Annotated in this window: 23 protein-coding genes; 11 read left to right on the top strand and 12 right to left on the bottom strand. The window is 67.4% G+C overall.

Annotated elements, in window-relative coordinates; translation table 11 throughout:
* Positions 1–14 precede the first annotated feature (14 nt).
* Positions 15–812 carry a dienelactone hydrolase family protein gene (locus ACZYYX_RS15690; RefSeq protein WP_463815445.1) on the top strand — a complete coding sequence of 266 codons (798 nt, stop codon included), beginning with the start codon at positions 15–17 and terminating at the stop codon, positions 810–812.
* Here the strand turns inward: ACZYYX_RS15690 and ACZYYX_RS15695 are convergent.
* On the bottom strand, positions 793–1,971 hold the full coding sequence (locus ACZYYX_RS15695; RefSeq protein ID WP_463815446.1) for an AI-2E family transporter: 1,179 nt from the start codon (positions 1,969–1,971) through the stop codon (positions 793–795). The genes ACZYYX_RS15690 and ACZYYX_RS15695 overlap by 20 nt on opposite strands.
* Positions 1,968–2,735, bottom strand: a complete 768-nt coding sequence (locus tag ACZYYX_RS15700) for an SDR family NAD(P)-dependent oxidoreductase (RefSeq protein ID WP_463815447.1) — start codon at positions 2,733–2,735, stop codon at positions 1,968–1,970. Before ACZYYX_RS15700 ends, ACZYYX_RS15695 begins: the two co-directional genes overlap by 4 nt.
* Positions 2,736–2,807: 72 nt before the next feature.
* Between ACZYYX_RS15700 and ACZYYX_RS15705 the strand changes: the two genes are divergently transcribed.
* The gene (locus ACZYYX_RS15705) at positions 2,808–3,272 is read left to right on the top strand and encodes an SRPBCC family protein (protein ID WP_463815448.1); all 465 of its coding nucleotides are present in this window, start codon (positions 2,808–2,810) and stop codon (positions 3,270–3,272) included.
* On the opposite strand, the gene ACZYYX_RS15710 is transcribed toward ACZYYX_RS15705, so the two are convergent.
* Genes ACZYYX_RS15710 through ACZYYX_RS15720 form a run of 3 tightly spaced genes read right to left on the bottom strand, consistent with a single transcriptional unit; the run spans position 3,247 to position 6,597 of the window.
* Positions 3,247–4,140 (bottom strand): formylglycine-generating enzyme family protein, encoded by an 894-nt coding sequence (locus ACZYYX_RS15710; RefSeq protein ID WP_463815449.1) that lies wholly within the window; start codon positions 4,138–4,140, stop codon positions 3,247–3,249. The two genes, ACZYYX_RS15705 and ACZYYX_RS15710, sit on opposite strands and share 26 nt — an antisense overlap.
* Positions 4,133–5,056: an HAD family hydrolase gene (locus ACZYYX_RS15715; protein WP_463815450.1), complete on the bottom strand. Its 924-nt coding sequence runs from the start codon at positions 5,054–5,056 to the stop codon at positions 4,133–4,135. The genes ACZYYX_RS15710 and ACZYYX_RS15715 overlap by 8 nt, the downstream gene beginning before the upstream one ends.
* Positions 5,053–6,597: an arylsulfatase gene (locus tag ACZYYX_RS15720; RefSeq protein WP_463815451.1), complete on the bottom strand. Its 1,545-nt coding sequence runs from the start codon at positions 6,595–6,597 to the stop codon at positions 5,053–5,055. Before ACZYYX_RS15720 ends, ACZYYX_RS15715 begins: the two co-directional genes overlap by 4 nt.
* Positions 6,598–6,737: 140 nt before the next feature.
* Between ACZYYX_RS15720 and ACZYYX_RS15725 the strand changes: the two genes are divergently transcribed.
* Both ACZYYX_RS15725 and ACZYYX_RS15730 read left to right on the top strand, forming a co-directional pair.
* The gene (locus tag ACZYYX_RS15725) at positions 6,738–7,202 is read left to right on the top strand and encodes a hypothetical protein (protein ID WP_463815452.1); all 465 of its coding nucleotides are present in this window, start codon (positions 6,738–6,740) and stop codon (positions 7,200–7,202) included.
* Positions 7,199–7,504, top strand: coding sequence for a transcriptional regulator (locus ACZYYX_RS15730; protein WP_463815453.1), 306 nt, complete (start codon positions 7,199–7,201; stop codon positions 7,502–7,504). The genes ACZYYX_RS15725 and ACZYYX_RS15730 overlap by 4 nt, the downstream gene beginning before the upstream one ends.
* Here the strand turns inward: ACZYYX_RS15730 and ACZYYX_RS15735 are convergent.
* From ACZYYX_RS15735 to ACZYYX_RS15750, 4 genes are all read right to left on the bottom strand, one after another.
* On the bottom strand, positions 7,489–8,601 hold the full coding sequence (locus ACZYYX_RS15735) for a 3-beta-hydroxysteroid dehydrogenase (protein WP_463815455.1): 1,113 nt from the start codon (positions 8,599–8,601) through the stop codon (positions 7,489–7,491). The genes ACZYYX_RS15730 and ACZYYX_RS15735 overlap by 16 nt on opposite strands.
* Before the next feature lie 62 nt (positions 8,602–8,663).
* Positions 8,664–8,876 carry an exodeoxyribonuclease VII small subunit gene (locus tag ACZYYX_RS15740; RefSeq protein WP_463815456.1) on the bottom strand — a complete coding sequence of 71 codons (213 nt, stop codon included), beginning with the start codon at positions 8,874–8,876 and terminating at the stop codon, positions 8,664–8,666.
* Complete coding sequence (gene xseA / locus ACZYYX_RS15745; protein ID WP_463815457.1) at positions 8,873–10,114, bottom strand: exodeoxyribonuclease VII large subunit; 1,242 nt, start codon at positions 10,112–10,114, stop codon at positions 8,873–8,875. Before xseA ends, ACZYYX_RS15740 begins: the two co-directional genes overlap by 4 nt.
* A complete protein-coding gene (locus ACZYYX_RS15750; RefSeq protein WP_463815458.1) occupies positions 10,111–10,686 on the bottom strand; it encodes a lipid droplet-associated protein in 576 nt (191 codons plus the stop codon). The genes xseA and ACZYYX_RS15750 overlap by 4 nt, the downstream gene beginning before the upstream one ends.
* A gap of 52 nt (positions 10,687–10,738) precedes the next feature.
* Here ACZYYX_RS15750 and ACZYYX_RS15755 point away from each other — a divergent pair, with 52 nt between their 5' ends.
* Positions 10,739–11,752 carry a 4-hydroxy-3-methylbut-2-enyl diphosphate reductase gene (locus tag ACZYYX_RS15755; protein ID WP_463815459.1) on the top strand — a complete coding sequence of 338 codons (1,014 nt, stop codon included), beginning with the start codon at positions 10,739–10,741 and terminating at the stop codon, positions 11,750–11,752.
* A gap of 18 nt (positions 11,753–11,770) precedes the next feature.
* Complete coding sequence (locus tag ACZYYX_RS15760; protein WP_463815461.1) at positions 11,771–13,534, top strand: penicillin-binding transpeptidase domain-containing protein; 1,764 nt, start codon at positions 11,771–11,773, stop codon at positions 13,532–13,534.
* Between the two features lie 10 nt (positions 13,535–13,544).
* On the opposite strand, the gene ACZYYX_RS15765 is transcribed toward ACZYYX_RS15760, so the two are convergent.
* Positions 13,545–14,552, bottom strand: a complete 1,008-nt coding sequence (locus ACZYYX_RS15765; RefSeq protein WP_463815462.1) for a DUF6542 domain-containing protein — start codon at positions 14,550–14,552, stop codon at positions 13,545–13,547.
* Positions 14,553–14,645: 93 nt separating this feature from the next.
* Between ACZYYX_RS15765 and ychF the strand changes: the two genes are divergently transcribed.
* The 5 genes from ychF (at position 14,646) to ACZYYX_RS15790 (ending at position 18,297) form a co-directional block, all read left to right on the top strand.
* On the top strand, positions 14,646–15,719 hold the full coding sequence (gene ychF / locus ACZYYX_RS15770) for a redox-regulated ATPase YchF (protein ID WP_463815463.1): 1,074 nt from the start codon (positions 14,646–14,648) through the stop codon (positions 15,717–15,719).
* 29 nt (positions 15,720–15,748) lie between these two features.
* The gene (locus ACZYYX_RS15775) at positions 15,749–16,144 is read left to right on the top strand and encodes an ester cyclase (protein ID WP_463815464.1); all 396 of its coding nucleotides are present in this window, start codon (positions 15,749–15,751) and stop codon (positions 16,142–16,144) included.
* 72 nt (positions 16,145–16,216) lie between these two features.
* Positions 16,217–17,170 (top strand): DUF1254 domain-containing protein, encoded by a 954-nt coding sequence (locus tag ACZYYX_RS15780; protein ID WP_463815465.1) that lies wholly within the window; start codon positions 16,217–16,219, stop codon positions 17,168–17,170.
* A 43-nt stretch (positions 17,171–17,213) separates the two neighbouring features.
* Positions 17,214–17,849, top strand: coding sequence for a class I SAM-dependent methyltransferase (locus tag ACZYYX_RS15785; RefSeq protein ID WP_463815466.1), 636 nt, complete (start codon positions 17,214–17,216; stop codon positions 17,847–17,849).
* Positions 17,850–17,898: 49 nt separating this feature from the next.
* Positions 17,899–18,297 (top strand): VOC family protein, encoded by a 399-nt coding sequence (locus ACZYYX_RS15790; RefSeq protein WP_463815467.1) that lies wholly within the window; start codon positions 17,899–17,901, stop codon positions 18,295–18,297.
* A 3-nt stretch (positions 18,298–18,300) separates the two neighbouring features.
* Here the strand turns inward: ACZYYX_RS15790 and arr are convergent, their stop codons facing one another.
* Together arr and ACZYYX_RS15800 are read right to left on the bottom strand one after the other, a co-directional pair.
* Complete coding sequence (arr, locus tag ACZYYX_RS15795; protein WP_463815468.1) at positions 18,301–18,729, bottom strand: NAD(+)--rifampin ADP-ribosyltransferase; 429 nt, start codon at positions 18,727–18,729, stop codon at positions 18,301–18,303.
* Positions 18,730–18,835: 106 nt separating this feature from the next.
* Positions 18,836–19,330: a nitroreductase/quinone reductase family protein gene (locus ACZYYX_RS15800; protein ID WP_463815469.1), complete on the bottom strand. Its 495-nt coding sequence runs from the start codon at positions 19,328–19,330 to the stop codon at positions 18,836–18,838.
* Positions 19,331–19,360 lie beyond the last annotated feature (30 nt).

Consider the following 19,360-nt stretch of genomic DNA (forward strand, 5'->3'; position numbering starts at 1 on the left):
ACAACGGAGACGTGATGAGCTTCCCAGTAGCAGATCTGTCCGGTTGGGTGGCCGAACCGTTCACCGCCGCCGGCTACACCCACGACGTCTACCGCAAGGGCGAGGGGCCAGGGGTCGTGCTGATCCCCGAGATGCCCGGCCTGCACCCCGGCGTGCTCGCGCTCGGTAATCACCTGGTGGACAGCGGCTTCACCGTGGCTGCGCCCTCTCTGTTCGGTACCCCCGGCGCGCCCGCGCTGCGGCCCAACGCGGTGCCGGTTCTGCTGAAAGGGTGTGTGGCCAAGGAGTTCGCGGCGTTGACGACCAACGCCGACCGGCCGGTCGCGCACTACCTGCGGGCGCTCGCCCGTGACCTCAACGCCAAGACTCCCGGCAAGGGTGTGGGCGTCATCGGGCAGTGTTTCACCGGCGGCTTCGCGCTCGCGGCAGCCGTCGACGACAGCGTCCTCGCCCCGGTGATGAGCCAGCCGTCTGTGCCGCTTCCGTTGACGCTCAAGCACAAACGCGATCCCGGCGTCTCCGAATCCGAGATGGCGACGATCGAAGCCCGCGCCCGAAACGAGGGCCTGTGCGTGATGGGTCTGCGGTTCAGCGAGGACGCCATGTCACCGGGTGAGCGGTTCACCACATTGAAGAACCGCCTCGGTGACGCCTTCGAGGTGATCGAGATCAATTCCAAGAAGGGCAACCCGGACGGCTTCGGCCGGATGGCGCACTCGGTGCTCACCGACCAGGTTCGCGAGGTCGACGGACAACCGGCCTACGAGGCCCGCAAGCGGGTCGTCGAGTTCCTCAAGTCCCGCCTGACCTGAGCGCCCGGGCCGGCAGCAGCCGCTTCCACCACGGCGTGTCTTTCTCGTCGTCGGGCGGATCGCCGCGGGTGCCGGTGATCGAATCCAGCGGAGCCCCCTTGTCCACGGCGAGGTAGACGCTGATCGTCGTCACGATGACGATCATCAGCACCGGCCCCAGCACGATGCCCCAGAAACCGAACATCTTCAGCCCGGCGAACACCGCCAGCAGCATCAGAGCAGGGTGCAGGTGAGCGCTCTTGGGCACCAGGAACGGGCGCAGCAGGTTGTCGATGCTGGTGGTCACCAGAATGTGGAACACCACGATGAACACGCCGCCGGCCACGTTCCCGAAGATGGCCAAGCCGATACCGAGTGGGACCGTGACGACGCCGCTGCCCAGCGGGATGAACGACAGCGCGGTGAGGAAGATCAGGAACATGAAGAACCCGTCGTGCAGCCCGGCGACGTAGATCGAGACCGCACCGGCCAACCCTTGACACACCGCGATGACGAACTGGCCCTTGACCGTTGCCGACACCATCGCGCCGATCTTGGCCAGGTAGATGTCGGACACTTCACGCCCGAGCGGGTTGAGGTCGCGGAACAGATCGGCCACCTTGCCGCCGTTGGTGAGCAGTGCGAGGAACACGTACAGGAAGATCACGAGTCCGGTGACGGTCGCGGCGATGCCGCCTACCGAGTCGCGCGCGAAGTCCAGCGCGAACTGGCCCGCGCCCTGCCCGACCTTGGTGGCGGCGTCGCGCACCGAATCCTGCGTCAGCGTCATGTTCACGAACGGGATGCGCGCCAACACCTCGTTCGCGGAATCGAGCAGCCGCTGTGCCAGGGCGGTGAAATCGGTCTGGTCGGCCCACCGGCCGATGCTCGTGACCATCTCACTGATCTGCAGCACAGCCAGGACGATCACGCCGGACAGCGGGATCATCACCGTGGCGACGGCGGCCAGCAGCGTCACCGTCGCGGACAGCCCGGTGTTCATCGTCGCCCGCAACCGTCGGTAGAGCGGGCTGAACAGGAACGCCAGCACCGCGGCCACCGCGATCAGCAGGAAATAGCTGCGTAGGAAGTACGCCCCGAACCCGAGGGCCACCACGGTGGCGACGGCCAGCGCACGCTTCTGCCTGATGCTGAAGCCCGCGGGGCCGGTGTCACTCACGGTGACTGTTCTACCAGCCGCATCACATGGCCGAGCAGGTCCGGATAGCGCTTGAGGTGCGCCCCGCCGTTGATGTCGAGCACCTCGCCCGTCAGCCAGGACGATCGCGGATCGCACAGGTAGACAACGGCATTGGCGATATCCTCCGGCGTGCCGGCCCGACCGAGCGCGGTGTTGTCGACGTAGTCGCCGAGGACACCGGGTATCGCGGCCGCCGGTGCGGTCAGCGGCGTGTCGACGAATCCCGGCGCCACCGCGTTGACGCGGATGCCGCGCGGCCCCATCTCGAGTGCGGCCACCTGGGTCAGCATCGACAGGCCTGCCTTGGCGGCGCAGTAGGCGCTCATGCCTGCGGCGGGTTGGCGGCCGTTGAGCGAACCGATCTGCACCAAAGAGCCACCCTCGCGCAGGTGCCGGCCGGCGTGCTTGGTCACCAGGAACGCGCCCACGAGGCACACGTCGATCACGGCGCGGAAATCCTCGGCGGGCATTTCCGTGATCAGCCCGATGTTGCTGAAGCCTGCGCAGTTGACCGCGATGTCGAGGGCGCCGATGTCGGCGAAAAGGCGTTCCACAGAGGGTTCGTCGGCGACGTCGACCCATGCCGCGGCGTGCGGCTCACCCAGCGCCGCGGCGCGCGTGGTGGCCGCCTCCCCGTCACGGTCCGCCACGACGACGCGGCACCCGTCGGCGGCCAGCGCCTGCGCGCTCGCCCATCCGATTCCAGAGGCTCCTCCGATGATCACAGCGACGCGCTCGGCCATCGTGACAACGTCACACCTGGGCACCGAAAACGCAATAGCGCCGTCGGATTCCCGGCTGGCAGACTCACGATCGTGACCGAATTGCAGAGATCCGAGTCGATTTCGGTGGCGGTGCCACCTGACGAGCTCTACGCGCTGGTGTCCGACGTGACGAACATGGGTGCGTGGAGCCCGATCTGTAAGGCCTGCTGGTGGGACGACGGAGACGGTCCCCGCGTCGGGGCATGGTTCACCGGGCGCAACGAGCTCCCCGAACGGACCTGGGAGACGCGCAGCCAGGTGGTGGCCGCAGATCCGGGCCGCGAGTTCGCCTGGGAGGTCAACAACGGCTGGGTGCGCTGGGGGTACTCGTTCGAGCCCGACGGCGAGGGCACCCGACTCACCGAACACTGGACGTTCCTGCCGGCCGGGCTCGAGGGCTTTCGGGAGCGCTACGGTGACGCCGCCGACGAGGAGATCGCCAAGCGCAGCGAGGCGGCGCGCACCGGCATCCCGGCCACGCTGGCGGCGATCAAGGAGTCGGCGGAGAACGCCTGACACATCGAAAACCGAGGTGGCTCATCCCCGTGTCGACCTGCTGCGGTCTACGAGCAGCGGGTCTGTATCGCATGCAGTAGCTGTCGGCGCACAGGAACGAGCCGCCCTTGATCACCCGGCGCGCAACCGCGAACTGGGGTTGGCGCGGGTCGTAGGTGTCGGCGGCGCAGCACACCTGTCGGTCTCGCGTGTCGCCGTACCAGTCGCTCGTCCACTCCCACACGTTGCCGGCCATGTCGTGAAGGCCGTAGCCGTTGGCGGGGAACGAGCCCACCGGTGCGGTCTGGCCGTAGCCGGTGTCGGGCAGGTAGGGAAACTGGCCGTGCCAGTAGTTGGCCAGCCGTTCGCGCGGTCCCTCCGGTTGGTCGCCCCAGGTGTAGACAGCGTGCGGGAGGCCGCCGCGCGCAGCGACCTCCCACTCCGCCTCGGTCGGCAGATCCAGGTCGGCCCACTGCGCGTAGGCGTCGGCGTCGTCGTGGGCGATGTGGACGACCGGGTGGTCTTCGCGGCCGCGCAGCGTCGATCGCGCGCCGCGCGGATGGTCCCAGCACGCGCCGGGCGCCCACCGCCACCATTGCGAGAGGTGTCGCAGGTCCACCGGGCCCGGGGTGCGCTGGAAGACCATCGATCCCGACACCAGATTCTCCGGAGGGGCCCCCGGGAAGTCGGCCGGATCGATAGGTCGTTCGGCGACAGTGATGTAGCCGGTCGCAGCAACGAACTCCGCGAAGTCCGCGTTCGTGACGGCGTGCCTCTGAATCCAAAAACCCTCGACGGTGACGGTGTGGGCAGGCGCCTCTTCCGGATAATGGTCGTCGGAACCGACCACGGTGGTCTGAGCGGGGATCCAGGCGAGGTCCTCAGCCACCGAACACGCACGCCCAGTCGTTTTTCATGCTCACTGTCCTCCAGCCGAACCGGTCTGCATGCTCGAGGAGGCGTTCAGCGCCTGCCGTGTAGGCGAATTCGCGGTCGGGATCGTCGTGGACGACGACGAGGCGCAACGCCGGCCGGCCGGGCCGGCCGGCGTATCTGAGCATCTCGTCGTCGCCGTTGGAGTTGCCGGCCGACAGAATCGGCCGCCGTCCGATCCGGCTCCAGATGCGCACCGGCTTTTCCGGGCCGTCGTCGAAGACGTCCAAGGTGGGCTGGATCAGGAGGTCGCCGTGGCCTCCCTCGTCGCCGGTGAAGGCGAGCCCCTGCGCGCTGCCGATGACCTGTTCCGGCGGGATGCCGTAGACCGTGTCGGCGATGGGGCGCATGAAGTCCCTGGCCCCGCCCGAGACGATGTAACAGGTGAAATCATTGGTCTCCAGATAGCGCAGCAGTTCGACCATCGGCGTGTAGACGCAGGTGCGGTACGGGCGGTTTAACGTGGGATGGTGGGCCTCGTCGAAAAACTGGCTGACGAGCGCGGCATGGTCTTCGACGGCCATCGACTCGTGTAGCGACATCACCGCTGCAGCAAGCGTTTTCAGCGCAGTGTCGTCACCGTCGTAATGGCTGGTGATGGCATGGCCGAACCAGCCGAGGTCTCCTCTGCTGGCGGCGAGGTAGGGCTGCTGACCGGCCAGCGACGGGTCATGGGCCGCGCGCAACGCGAGCCGGCGGACGATGAAGTCGAGCTGGATGTAGGCCGGCTTCTCGCACCACAGCGTGCCGTCGTTGTCGAAGACGGCGACGCGGTCGGCCGGCGGGATCTCGTGTACGACGCCGTCGACGAAGTCGATGATCGCGGTTTTCGCGCTTCCGTCACGCCACCCGGCGAGCGAGTTCGCGCTCATCCGCCGCGGGCGGACAGGAACTTGTTCAATTCTGCGACGGCCTTATCGATCGTGAACGACGCCGGCTCCTGCCGCGGAGGGAACTCTTTGAACGTGTCGAGGAATTGCGTCGCAACGGCGGATCCGTAGAGCACGAGGAAGATTCGGTCGATCACCCAGTCCCAGTACGTGTTCGAGGTGAGGTCGGCCCGCTCGTACGGATCGGTGCGTAGGTTGAACAACTTGGGTGCGCGGAGCGGAGTGAACGGTTCGAACCAGATCTGCAGGGTGCCTTCACACCGCTGCTCCTGGAAGACCACTTTCCAGTTCTCGGCGCGGATGCCCAGCACGTCGCAGTCGTCAGAGAAGTAGATCATCCCGCGGCGAGGGCTTCGGTCCTCCTGGCCGGTCAGGTAAGGCAGCAGGTTGTATCCGTCGATGTGCACTCTGTAGGTCATGTCGCCGATGGTGTGTCCGGCTTTGAGCTTTTCGATGATGCCGGGATCACCGGCTGCTGCCAGGAACGTCGGCAGCCAATCGTGGTGCTGCACAATGTCGTTGGACACACTTCGGGGCGCGATCTTGCCGGGCCAACGGATCAACTCTGGGATGCGGAAGGCTCCTTCCCAATTGGTGGCCTTCTCGCTGCGGAACGGGGTGGTGGCGCCGTCGGGCCAGCTGTTCGCGTGCGGACCGTTGTCGGTCGAATAGACGACGATCGTGTCGTCGGCGATGCCCAACTCGTCGAGAGTGTCCAGCAATGTGCCGACGTTGCGATCGTGGTCGATCATGGTGTCGTGGTAGGGCGACTGCCAGCGGCCGGCCTGCCCCAGACTCTCGGGCTTGGTGTGGGTCCGAAAATGCATGTGCGTCATGTTCATCCACACGAAGAACGGCGTGCCCTCCGAATTCTGCCTGCGGATGAACTCCGCGCAGGCGTCGGTGGTCTCGTCGTCGATCGTTTCCATCCGCTTCTTGGTGAGCGGCCCGGTGTCTTCGATGCGCTGTTTACCGACAGGGCCGTAGCGCTCGTCGACCTCGTTTGATTCGGCCTCCGTTGCCCAGGAGTGGATCACCCCTCGCGGTAGCAGGGCATTGCGCAGCATTGGCGCTTCTTCGGCGGTCGGGTAGTCCGGGTTCTCCGGTTCTTCCTCTGCGTTGAGGTGATAGAGGTTTCCGAAGAATTCGTCAAACCCGTGCGCGGTGGGCAGGTACTTGTTCAGGTCACCGAGATGGTTCTTGCCGAATTGGCCCGTGGCGTAGCCCAGTGGCTTGAGGAGTTCGGCGATCGTGGGATCTTCCTTCTGGAGGCCGATGTCGACCCCGGGCATCCCGACCTTGCTCATGCCAGTGCGGTACACGCTCTGTCCGGTGATGAACGACGACCGACCGGCGGTGCAACTCTGCTCGCCGTAGGAATCGGTGAACAACATGCCCTCGTCGGCGATCCGGTCGATGTTCGGCGTGAAGTAGCCCATCATTCCGCGGCTGTAACAGCTGAGATTCGAAATCCCGATGTCGTCACCCCAGATGACGAGGATGTTCGGCTTTCCGTCGGGCATGGCGGGCTCCTTCACCATCTGACGTTCGCGTCAAGCGTAGAACTGGCCGCGGTGACCCGTCGGCGTATTGACCCGAAAAGTGTTGACTTTCCCGATGGGAAAGTGAAGTCTTGTTTCCTACCGGGAAAGTGGGGCTGGGTATGGATGACGTAACGCGAGCCGACGCCCGTGCGGCACTGGACGCGATCGAGCAGGCCACTGCGAATGTCGTGGAACAGGTGGGTCTGCCGCGGTGGTACTGGTGGTTCCTCGCTGTGGCCTGGGTTGTTCTCGGTGTCCTCGGAGATCTGGGGTCGCAATGGCTGGCGTTGGCTGCGACCGTGCTTTTCGGGATCGTCCACTCGATGGCGGCGTCGCGCTGGCTGAGCGGGCGGCGTCGAACGGACCGTCTCCAGGTCAGCGCTGACTGTGCCGGTCGGCGAGTACCGGTCGTGGCCATCGGGATACTGGTGGCGATGGTGGCCGTCACGATCGGCACCGGATTCGCGCTGCACGCCGATGGCGCCCGTCACCCGGGTATCGGAGCGGCGATCCTCGTTGCGGCGATGGTGGGTTTCGGCGGTCCCGAGATGCTGCGGGTGTGCCGACGCTGGGTGCGCGCATGACGGCTCCGCGTTTCGACGAATTGATCCATCCGAGCACGCGATTGTCACTGGTCGCCACGCTGGCTGCCACCGACTGGGCTGAATTCTCCTACTTGAAAGAGACGCTGGCCCTGTCGAATTCAGCTTTGTCAAAGCAACTGACGGTCCTCGAGCAGGCCGGCTACGTCGCCACCGAGCGCCGTCTCGACGGCAGTCGCCGCAAGGTGCGCGCCCGGCTGACCCGTGACGGCCGGCAAGCCTTCAACGGCCATGTCGCGGCGTTGCGGGACATAGTCGAAGGTGGTGCTCAGCCCTCCGGCTGAGCAGGCGTTGCGGCATGCACCAGCGGCTCGCCCGCGGCGGCCTTCATCCGTTCGAACAGCTCGACGTAGTAGGGCAGGCACTGCTCGATCGCCTGCTCGGTGGTGAACAGCGGCCGGTACCCGAGGTCGCGGCCGGCCTTGGCGATCGAGAAGTAGTTGTCGAGGTAAAGCCGTTCCACCGCAAGGGGTTCCAGTAGCGGCTTGGGCGCCCCGAAACGGAAGTGCAGGAACTGCCAGAACGTCATCGCCAACCACACCAGCCGGCCCGGCACCCGCAGTCGGGGATACGGCTGCCCGCACGCCTCCACCACCGGGCGGGAGAACTCGAACATGTTGATCGGCTCGCCGTCGTTGATGAAGTAGGCCTGACCGGGTGCGGTGCCGCCGGGCACCAGGTGCTCGGCGGCCAGGATGAAGCCGTGCACCAGGTTGGCGATGTAGGAGTTGTCCAGCTTGACGTTCTTGCTCCCGACCAGCACCTTGACGTGGCCGGCCAGCACGCTCTCGAAGACGCGCCGGAACATCGTCTGGTCGCCACGGCCCCAGATTCCGCTTGGCCGAATGGAGCAGGTGAGGAGGCCGTGCTCTCCGTTGGCGGCCAACACGAACTTCTCGGCCGCCACCTTGGTCTCGGTGTAGAGGTCGTTGAATCGTTCGGTGTAGGGCAGTGTCTCGTCGCCGCCGGAGATGCGCTGACCGCCCATCACGACGCTGTTGGACGCGGTGTAGACGAACCGCTGGGTGCCGGCCTGCTGCGCAGCACGCACCAGGTTCTGCGTGCCCGTGACGTTGACCGCGAAGCTGCGCCGGCGGAACTCCTCGCTGACCGACCCGCCACCGGTCAGGTCGATGATCGCCGCGGTGTGGAACACGGTGTCGATGCCCTCGACCGCGCGGGCGACGTCGGCGGTGTTGGTGATGTCTCCCTCGAGGACCTCGAGCTTCGGATGCGCGGGCAGGGGAGAGGGCACACGGTCGAAGCTGCGCACGTGCAGTCCGCGGTCGAGCAGTTCGGTCACGAGGTTGGCCCCCACGAAGCCGGACCCGCCGGTGACCAGGACCCGGCCCAGTGCGGTCGTCAACGATGCATCACCCATGCGCGCAGGATAACTGAAACGTGTTCCAATTTTCCAGCATGGACCGTCAAACGGTCCCGCGGTCACTCGCCCGAGTCGTCGCTGGCGGCCAGTGCGTCGGCCACTCGCTTGCGCGCTCCAGCTAAGTGCTCTTCACAGCATTTTGCCAGTGCTTCACCACGTTCCCATAGTTTCAGCGACGCATCCAGATCGAGACCGCCGTGCTCGAGCTGCTGCACGACCTCGATCAGTTCGTCCCGTGCTTCTTCATAGCCGAGCTTGCTAATAGGCTTCATTCGACGTCCTCCACCCCACCCTCGCTGATCGCCGTCACCGCACCGTCGGACACTCGCACGCGCAGCCGCGTTCCCGCCGGTGCGTCGGCCACCGACTGCAGCACCTGCGGCACGCCACTCTCTGGAACCGACTGGACGACGGCGTAGCCGCGCGCCAGCGTGGCCGCCGGACCGAGTGTGCTCAACCGCGCCGACAGATGTCCGATCCGGTCGGATTCCACGTCGAGCAGGCGGGCGATGTCGCGGCGGGCCGCCCGGCGGGCGCGGTGGATCTCGTCGGCCCTGGCAGAAATCGCCTCGAGCGGGCGGGCCAGCACCGGCCGGCTGCGCAGCTGCGTCAGCGTGTGCTGCTCGCGGTTGACCCAGTTGCGCAGCGCCCGCGCGCTGCGCCGGCGCAGGTCGGCGACCAGCGCCAGCTCCGCCGTCGTGTCAGGCACGAGCCGCTTGGCCGCATCGGTCGGGGTGGCGGCCCGCAGATCGGCGACCAGGTCGCAGAGCGGATTGTCGGGTTCGTGTCCGATGGCGCTCACCACCGGCGTCGTGCATCTCGCGATCTCGCGGCACAGCGTCTCGTCGGAGAACGGCAAGAGGTCCTCGACGCTGCCACCCCCGCGCGCCAGCACGATGACGTCCACCTCGGGGTTCGCGTCGAGCGCTCGGAGTGCGTCGACGATCTGGGGCACCGCGTTGGGGCCCTGCACCACCGTGTTGCGCACCTCGAAACGCACGGCGGGCCAGCGTGCCGATGCGACGGCCGTGATGTCGTGTTCAGCGGCCGAGGCCCGGCCGGTGATCAACCCGATCGTGCCGGGCAGGAACGGGATCGGCCGTTTCAGGCGGGCGTCGAAGAGGCCCTCGGCCTCGAGCAGGCGGCGCAGGCGATCGATGCGGGCCAACAGCTCACCGATGCCGACGGCGCGGATCTCGCTGACCCGCAGCGAGAACGTGCCGCGGCCGGTGTAGAAGTTCGGCTTGCCGTAGACGATGACCTGCGTGCCGTCGGTCATCTTCACCGGCGCATTGATGACCAGGTCGCGGGGGCAGGTCAGCGACAGCGACATGTCGGCAGCAGGATCGCGCAGCGTGATGAACGCCGTGTTCGAGTTGGGCCGCAGCGTCAACTGGGCGATCTGCCCTTCGACCCAGACGGCGCCGAGCTTGTCGATCCAGCCGGCGACGCGGATGGCGACACCGCGGACGGGAAAGGGATTCTCCGGCGACTGCCCGGGGCTGGTCACTTCGCCGACGCGCGCGTGATCCTGTTGGCGAGCAGGGTCTGGAACGGGGCGCGTGCCTTCGTCGTCTCCTCGTAGGAGAGCAGCGTCTCCAGATCCGTGATCCGCAGCGAGGTCAGGCGGGCGCGAAGCTGGGCCAGCGTCAGGTTCTGGTAGTCGATCTCGGTGACGATCTCGGGGGCATCAGGTGCCGAGTCCGGGTTCGTTGCGACGGTGGTGTTGGGGGTCTCCGGCTCCTCGCTGAACAACGCGAACCGGCCCTCGGTGAGCCGTTCGCCGTCGCGTACCGGCAGCTCGACGACGTTGGCGTCGGACTGTCCCTCGCCCGGCTGGTCCTCGTCGAAGGTCGCCCACTCGGGCTGCTCGTCCTTGGGTGGGAACATCGTGTCGAGAGTCTCGTCACCCTTGATGACCAGGACCGCGACGTCCTGCTGCATCTTCATGACCAGCTGGGCGATCTGACTCGCGATCGTCATCGGGTACATCAGGATGGTCTGCGGGAGCTTGCGGGTTTCCTCGATCGCGGTCACCGCTGCACCCACCAGCAGACGGACCCCGTACGGTGCAGTTGCCATGGCCACAGCCTACGGCTGGGCAGGGCCGGGAGCCGATCAGTACCCTGGAGCCATGCCGCCGACTGTCAACATGGGGATTCCTGGCGCCAGCCGATCCGCGCTGGGTACGGCTGTCGGCGACGACGCCGGCAAGCGGGTGCTGCTGGCCGAGCCGCGCGGGTACTGCGCGGGCGTGGACCGCGCCGTCGAGACCGTCGAGCGCGCCCTGGAGAAGCACGGCGCACCGGTCTACGTCCGCCACGAGATCGTGCACAACCGCTATGTCGTCGACACGCTGGCCAAGGCCGGCGCGGTGTTCGTGGAGCAGACCGACGAGGTACCCGAGGGCGCCATCGTGGTGTTCTCCGCGCACGGCGTCGCACCCACGGTGCACGTCGAGGCGAAGGCCCGGAATCTGCAGACCATCGATGCCACGTGCCCGCTGGTCACCAAGGTGCACAACGAAGCCAAGCGGTTCGCCCGCGACGACTACGACATCCTGCTCGTCGGCCATGAAGGCCACGAGGAGGTCGTCGGTACCGCCGGAGAGGCGCCCGACCACGTCCAGGTCGTCGACAATCCCGACGCTGTCGACAAGGTCACGGTCCGCGATCCCGACAAGGTCGTGTGGCTCTCCCAGACGACGCTCTCGGTCGACGAGACCATGGAGACCGTGCGCCGGCTGCGGGAGAAGTTCCCGACGCTGCAGGACCCCCCGAGCGATGACATCTGCTACGCCACCCAGAACCGTCAGGTGGCGGTCAAGGCGATGGCGCCGGAGTGCGAGCTGGTGATCGTCGTCGGTTCGCGGAACTCGTCGAACTCGGTGCGGCTTGTCGAGGTGGCGCTGGGCGCCGGAGCGTCGGCCGCGCATCTGGTCGACTACGCCGAGGACATCGACCCGGAATGGCTCTCGGGCGTGACGACGGTGGGCGTCACCTCCGGCGCGTCGGTGCCCGAGATCCTCGTCCGCGGTGTGCTCGACCGGTTGGCAGAGCTCGGCTTCGGGACCGTGCAGCCGGTGACCACCGCCAACGAGACACTCGTGTTCGCCCTGCCGCGAGAGATCCGGCCCGCACGCGCCTAACGGGTACCTTCGGCACCCGTGGGTGTGCGCGGGAGATCGTCGGCTGTCCTGTTCGTCGTCCTGCTGGTGCTGGCGGGGTGCAGCAGCGCCGGGGACCGGCTGCGGGACACCGTCACCGCGTTCGCCGATGCGCTCAGCCGCGGTGATGCGGCCGCCGCAGCCGCGCTGACCACCGATCAGGCCTCGGCCACCAAGACGCTGGACGCGCTGTTCGCGAGCCTGGGCAAGGACGTCCACGTCGGCGTTTCCTCGACTGCCGACGACAACGGCGCGGGCACCTTCACGCTCGACACGACGTGGAAGTTCGGGCCGGACAAGCGCATCGAGTGGAGTTACAGCGCCGACGGGCGGGCCGCTGCCGCCGGTGACGACTGGAAGATCCGATGGGACGCCACCACGGTCGCGCCGGGTCTGGACAAGGGCCCGCTGTCGTTCAGCACGCTCGTGCCGCAACCCGCCGCCCGCGTCCTGGACCGCACCGGCGCCGAACTGCTCACCCAGCACGTCGTCACGCTCGTCGACCTCGCACCCGGGGCGGACGTCAATGCCGTTGCCGCACTGCTGAATCCGATTGCCCCCACGATCACGCCCGAGTCGCTGGCCGGCGAACTGGCGGCTGGCAGACCCGTCACCGCGGTCACGTTGCGCGACGACGACCTGGCCCCCATCCAAGCGCAGCTGACCGCGCTGCCCAACGTCACGCTGCGGCCGCAGACCCGCCTCCTCGCGACCGACCGTGCGCTGACCTCGCCCACGCTGTCCGGGCTGTCGGACCTCTGGCAGCAGCGCATGGACGCCGCGGACGGTTGGGCGGTGACCGCTCAGACCGCCGCGGGTGCACAGCGCGTCGGCGGACAGGACGCCCAACCCGTCGGCGACATCGCCGCCACGCTGGACATCGGCATGCAGCGCGCCGCCGAGGATGCACTGGCGCCGCTGCCGACCCCGGCCGCCCTGGTGGCGATCCAACCGTCGACGGGCAATCTGCTCGCCGTCGCGCAGAACGCGCCCGCCGACGCCCAGGGCCCGATCGCGCTGACGGGTCTGTATCCGCCCGGGTCCACGTTCAAGACCGTCACCGTGTCGGCCGCGCTGCAGGCCGGCCAGGTCACCGCCGACACCGTCCTCGGCTGTCCCGGCACCGAGAACATCGAGGGCCGGCAGATCCCCAACGACGACGACTTCGACCTCGGCGATGTGCCCCTGCACACCGCATTCGCGCGGTCCTGCAACACCACGATGGGCCGCCTCGCGGTCAACCTGCCGCCCGACGCGCTGACCGACGCCGCCGCGCAGCTCGGTCTGGGCATCGACTTCACCGCGCCGGGAATGACCACGGTGACGGGCTCGGTACCCGTCGCCGACACCTCGGCGTTGCGTGTGGAGGAGGGCATCGGGCAGGGCAAGGTCACCGCGTCACCGTTCGGGATGGCGCTGGTGGCCGCGACGCTGGCGCGCGGGTCGGTACCCATGCCGGCCATCGTCGCCGGTCAGCCCGCCGCCGCGGACCGCACCCCACAGCCGCTGCCCGCCGGCGTCGACGAGCAGGTCAAGGCCATGATGCGGGAAACCATCACCGCGGGCACCGCGACTCAGCTGCAGGACATCCCCGGCATGCTCGGCAAGACGGGTACCGCCGAGTACGTCGGACCTGACGGGATCCAGCGGGCGCACGGCTGGTTCGTCGGCATCCGAGACGACCTGGCGCTGGCGGTGTTCGTCAGCGACGCCGACTCCTCGACGCCGGCGGTCGATGCCGCGGGCCGCTTCCTGCGGTCCTAGACGTACGGTCCTAGATGTCGTAATTCCAACGATCGGCGTCGACGTCACGGGACGGCCGCCGCCGCGGCCGGTACTCCTGGTCGTCGGCCTCGTCGCTGCCGCGGTACCGCACCCGAGAGACCGGGTGGTGGGTGCTGCTCTCGCGTGGCTCGTAGTCGTCATAGCGGGGCCGGCGCGCCGGGCGCTCGTACCCGCTGAGGCGCTCGCTGGGCGGGACGCGGGTCTCGCGCGCGGACTCCCGCTGCCCCGATGGCCGGGGCCGGCGCCTGGGCTCCGCCGGGGGTGCCTCGTCCGGGCGGGGGCGACGGCGCCGCGGCCGGTCGAGATCGACGACGGGCTCGATGATCTCGGTCGGGTCGGGCGGGCGGGCATGCCGTGACCGCGACGGCGCGGCACGCCGCGTGGGCCGCTCGGCGCGGGCACGGGCCTTCGCGGCGTCCCTGGGTGTCTCGGTGCGCTTGGCTGCGGTGTGGCGCCGGCGCCGCTCCCTCGGCTTCTTGTCCTCGGACTCGGCGGCGTCGACACTCTCGGCCTTGTCGCCGGTGACGAAGCTCGACAGCTTCGCCGACACCTTGCTGCTGTGGCCCGCGGGGGAGGCGCCGAGGTAGCGGCGCGCGATCCCGAGGACCAAGACGGCCGCAGAGGTGAAGAACATCAGCGGAAACCGCTCGATCAGCGGATACCCGCAGTTGATCAGCAGGTCCTTGATGCCCTTGATGTCACTGCTGTGCATCAGGAAGTAGGCACCGGGCACCGTGATGAACAGCAGCAGCGGGGGCTGGATGACAGCTGTGAACAAACCGTTGCGTCGGACGGCGAGCACCGCGACGAGGCAGCCCATGACGTAGAGCACCGAGAACACGGTCGTCAGCGAGCCGGAACCGGCGTCGACGGCGAAGCCGGCCGTGCAGGCGACGACAGCGATCAGAATGGCGCCCCACCAGGGCACTCCCGCGATACCGGGGTGCGCGGAGCGGAGTTCGGCTGGCACCGCCGAGCGCGCACGCTGTCCTGACACACGTCGACCGTACCGGCTGGGGTGACCGCTCGCCGCCAGCGGACGCCTGTGTGGCGGTGGCGTCTGGCAGACATCTGGCAGACTGTGGTCTCCGTGGGCTTGAATCTGGGAATCGTCGGACTGCCGAACGTGGGTAAGTCGACTCTGTTCAACGCGCTGACGCGCAACGACGTACTGGCCGCCAACTATCCGTTCGCGACGATCGAACCGAACGAGGGTGTGGTCGCGCTCCCGGATCCGCGCCTGGACAAGCTGGCCGAGCTGTTCGGTTCGGAGAAGACCGTGCCGGCGCCGGTGACGTTCGTCGACATCGCCGGCATCGTCAAAGGTGCCTCCGAGGGCGCCGGTCTGGGCAACAAGTTCCTGGCCAACATCCGGGAGAGCGACGCGATCTGCCAGGTGGTGCGTGTCTTCGCCGACGACGACGTCGTGCACGTCGACGGACGGGTCGATCCGAAGTCCGACATCGAGATCATCGAGACCGAGTTGATCCTCGCCGACATGCAGACACTGGAGCGCGCGCTGCCGCGGCTGGAGAAGGAAGCGCGCACCCACAAGGACCGCAAGCCGATCCACGAGGCGGCGCTCGCCGCGCAGGACGTGCTCAACGGCGGCACGACTCTGTTCGCGGCCGGCGTCGACGTGTCGCCGCTGCGCGAGCTGAACCTGATGACGTCCAAGCCGTTCCTGTACGTGTTCAACGCCGACGAGTCGGTGCTCACCGACGCCGCGCGCGTCGCCGAGCTGCGGGAGCTGGTGGCTCCGGCGGACGCGGTGTTCCTGGACGCCAAGATCGAGGCGGAACTGCAGGAGCTCGACGAGGAGTCCGCAGCCGAGCTGCTGGAATCGATCGGGCAGACCGAGCGCGGGTTGGATGCGTTGGCGCGCGCCGGTTTTCACACGTTGAAGTTGCAGACCTATCTGACTGCGGGCCCGAAAGAGGCCCGCGCGTGGACGATTCACCAGGGCGACACCGCACCGAAGGCGGCCGGGGTGATCCACTCCGACTTCGAAAAGGGCTTCATCAAGGCCGAGATCGTGTCGTTCGACGACCTGGTGGCCGCCGGTTCGATGGCCGCGGCGAAGGCGGCGGGCAAGGTCCGCATGGAGGGCAAGGACTACGTGATGGCCGACGGCGACGTGGTGGAGTTCCGCTTCAACGTCTAGGGAGAAGAAGTGATGGAGTCGGACGACCGATGAACAGCGACCTGCTTCTGATCTATCGCGACTACCTGGCCTGCTTGAACGAACGGCGATGGGACGACCTCGGACAGTTCGTCGCCGAGGAGGTCGTGTACAACGGGCAACGGGTAGGTCTGAGCGGTTATCGGGCGATGCTCGTGGCCGACACCGACGCGATACCCGACCTCGAGTTCACCCCGGACATCCTGCTTGCCGACGACCGCGTGGTGTCGTGCAGGCTCTTCTTTCAGTGCACTCCACAGCGGGCCTTCCTGGGCGTCGAGCCCACCGGCGGACGGGTCTCGTTTGCCGAGCATGTGTTCTACGCCTTCGACAATCGGCAGATCGTCGAGGTCTGGTCGGTGATCGACAAGGAAGCGATTCGCGAGCAATTGTCCAAAGGGTCGTAGCGGCGACGGCCGGCGCCCGACTCTTTCCTGATTGATGGGTGCCCGCACCGCGCGCTCACTAGTGTGGCGGTCGTGGCGATCCGAGTGAATGTCGACAACTTCGTCCGCGCTGAGAGCCATCGGATGTTCGCGGACAACCAGGCGGTGGCCGGGGGAATCGGTCGGTTCCGGCACAACCGGGCCCCGGCCCGCATCGACGAGCAGACCGTCATCAGACTGAACCGCGACACCCTCTACAGCTTCGCTGTCGTCGACCTCGCCGAACCGGTCCGCCTCACAGTGCCCGACGCCGGCGGCCGGTACCTCTCGGTGATGGTGGTGAACGAGGACCACTACATCAACAGCGTTCTGCACGACCCCGGCGAGCACCTGATCACCAGCGACTCTGCTGGTTCTCGCTACGCCTTCATCGGGGTACGAATCCTGGTGAATCCGAACGACTCCGACGATGTCGCTGCCGTCACGGCGCTTCAGGATCAGCTGCAACTCGACGGTGGTGGGCGAGACGATTTCGTCATGCCCGACTACGACCGCGACAGCTTGGACGCCACTCGCGGGGCGCTGTTGGAGCTCGCACGTGGACTCGACCAGTTCGATCGCTCGTTCGGGACGCGGGAGGACGTCGATCCGATCCATCATCTGATCGCATGCGCGGCAGGGTGGGGTGGCCTGCCGACATCGGAGGCGACGTACATCGGTGTGGACCCGAGGGTCCCGCCCGGCGACTACGAATTGCGGTTCGTCGATGTTCCGATCGACGCCTTCTGGTCGGTGTCGGTGTATGACGCCGCGGGGTTCTTCCGGGCCAACGACAAGGACCTCTACACCGTCAACAGCGTGACCGGCGAGCGTGACAGCGACGGGTCGGTCACCGTTCGTTTCATCGCCTCGACCGAGGGTGTCGTCCCCCCGAATGCGATCGTGTGCCCGGACGGGTGGAACTACCTCATCCGGCTCTACAAGCCGAGAGCGGAGATCGTGGAAGGTCGGTGGTCTCCGCCGACACTGCGGCCCGGCGGCTCCTGAGGAATCCGAACGACATCGCTTGCCATGACTGGTCTAATGAGCCATGCCGATTGCGCAGCGCGCGCTCGCCGGGCTGGCTCGCCAGCTCGGTGAACCGACCGGGTTCGCCGGTCGTGTCGTTGGCCGCCTCCTCAATCGCGGCAACCGGTCGGTGGTCGTCGCTGCCGTCGCGGCCACGGAGTGCGGGCCTGACGCCGAGGTCGGCGACATCGGCTTCGGTGGCGGGGTCGGGCTCTCGCTCCTCCTCGACCGCGGTGTCGCAGTGGTGCACGGCATCGAGATGTCGGAGACGATGCTTGCCGATGCGAGGCGCCGGTTTTCCGACGCGATCGCGCGCGGGCGTCTGCGTCTGCATTCCGGCCGGATGGAGAGCCTGCCCCTCGAGGAGTCCGTGCTGGACGCGATCATCTCGACGAACACCATCTATTTCGTGTCCGACCTCCCCGCGGCCCTGGCCGAGTTGGCGCGGGTGTTGCGGCCCGGCGGGCGGCTGGTCCTCGGCGTCGGTGACCCGAGTCAGATGGCGAAGATGCCGTTCACCCGGCACGGTTTCCGGTTGCGACCCATCGCGGAGGTCGTGAGCGTGCTCCGGGACGCTGGGTTCGCCCAGATCGAGGACCGGCGCGTCGGCGACGGCGACGGTGCATTCCACCTTCTGGTCTGCGATCTGCCTGGTTGAGCCGTCGGCGCGGCGATGATGTCGGTGGCCAGGTCTACCGTCTGCCGGCATGAAGCTCCTGTCGATCCGTCTCATCACCGCCGACGTGGCGCGCCTCGTCTCGTTCTACGAGCTGGTCACCACCTCCTCGGCAGCCTGGGGCAACGAACTGTTCGCCGAGATCGCAACACCGGTCGGCACGCTGGCCATCGGCAGTGACAAGACGGTGCCGCTCTTCGGTGCCGGGTCTGCCGAGCCGGCGGCCAACCGCAGCGCGATCATCGAGTTCCTCGTAGCCGACGTCGACGCCGAATATGCCCGTCTGCAAGGGCAATTGGACGACGTCGTCACCGAACCGACCACGATGCCGTGGGGCAATCGCGCACTGCTGTTCCGTGACCCGGACAGCAACCTGGTGAACCTGTTCACGCCGGTGACCGACGCGGCGCGCGCCAAGTTCGGGGTCTGAGGATCAGTCGTAGACGACGTCGAGCCCGCGGGCCTTGAGGTCGGCCAGCCGGTCCCTCATTTTCTGGATCTGCTCGGCGGAATGCCCGACCCAGTCGGTGATTTCGCCGACGACGCGCACCGGCTCGCGGGTGCGGTAGGACATCGTCGGATTCCCCTGCATGCGTGTGTCGGTCACGTTGGGGTCGTCCTCCAGGGTTCCCGTCGGCTCGACGACATAGATGCGGCCACGTCCGTCGCCGGCAGCGAGCTCCGCCCCCCACGTCGCCGCATCGAGCGTGCGTGTCACGTAGACGTGGTTGGCTTGCCGGTTCACGTCGTGGTTCATCGGCCGGCCGGGCACCAGCAGATCACCCACCGCAAGGTCGGCCTTGCTGCCGTGCAGGAACGCGCCAGATTCGTGTGGCACAAAGGGTTTCGGTGATTCGGGCATCGAGCTCTCCGTCCGTCGACTGATCCGGTCGGAGCAGTGTGCGGCATCACCGGGGTCTTGCGGCAAGCCCCCTACCGTGCGACAGTCTGAGAAGGGAACCCGCGATTCAGCGCGGCGTCAGCCTCATGATCGGAATCTGGCGGCCCGTGTCCGCCGTCTTCTCCCGGTAGTCGTCATAGCCCGCGTACACCTGCTCGGCCAACGCGAAGAGCCGCGCGTACTCCTGCGGATCGGTGATCTCCGTGGCGGTGAACGGTTCGTCGCCGAATTCGCATTCCGGGTGCACGGTCAGGTTGAAGTACCAGGACGGGTGCCGCCGCTTCCCGTAGTTCGAGGCGATCAGGATGACGTCGGACCCGTCGTGGAAGTAGGTGAGCTGCGTCTGGCGGCGCTGGCCGGACTTCGCCCCGGTGGACACGAGCGGGGCGTTGATGATGGGCCCCATGTTGACCCGTCCGCCGGTGAGCCGGAACAGGTAGGGGTCGGTGCGACGCGCGACGTGGCGTGCGAAGAACTGGCCGACGGGCGAGCGGCCGAAACGCACGCCGCGCTGGTAGGAGCTGCCCCGTTTCCGGTGCGGGTCGACGTAGCGAAGCGGCATACTCGGAAAGCTACCCCAGCATGGCGAAGC

This window comes from Mycobacterium sp. IDUB_1, from assembly GCF_055419625.1.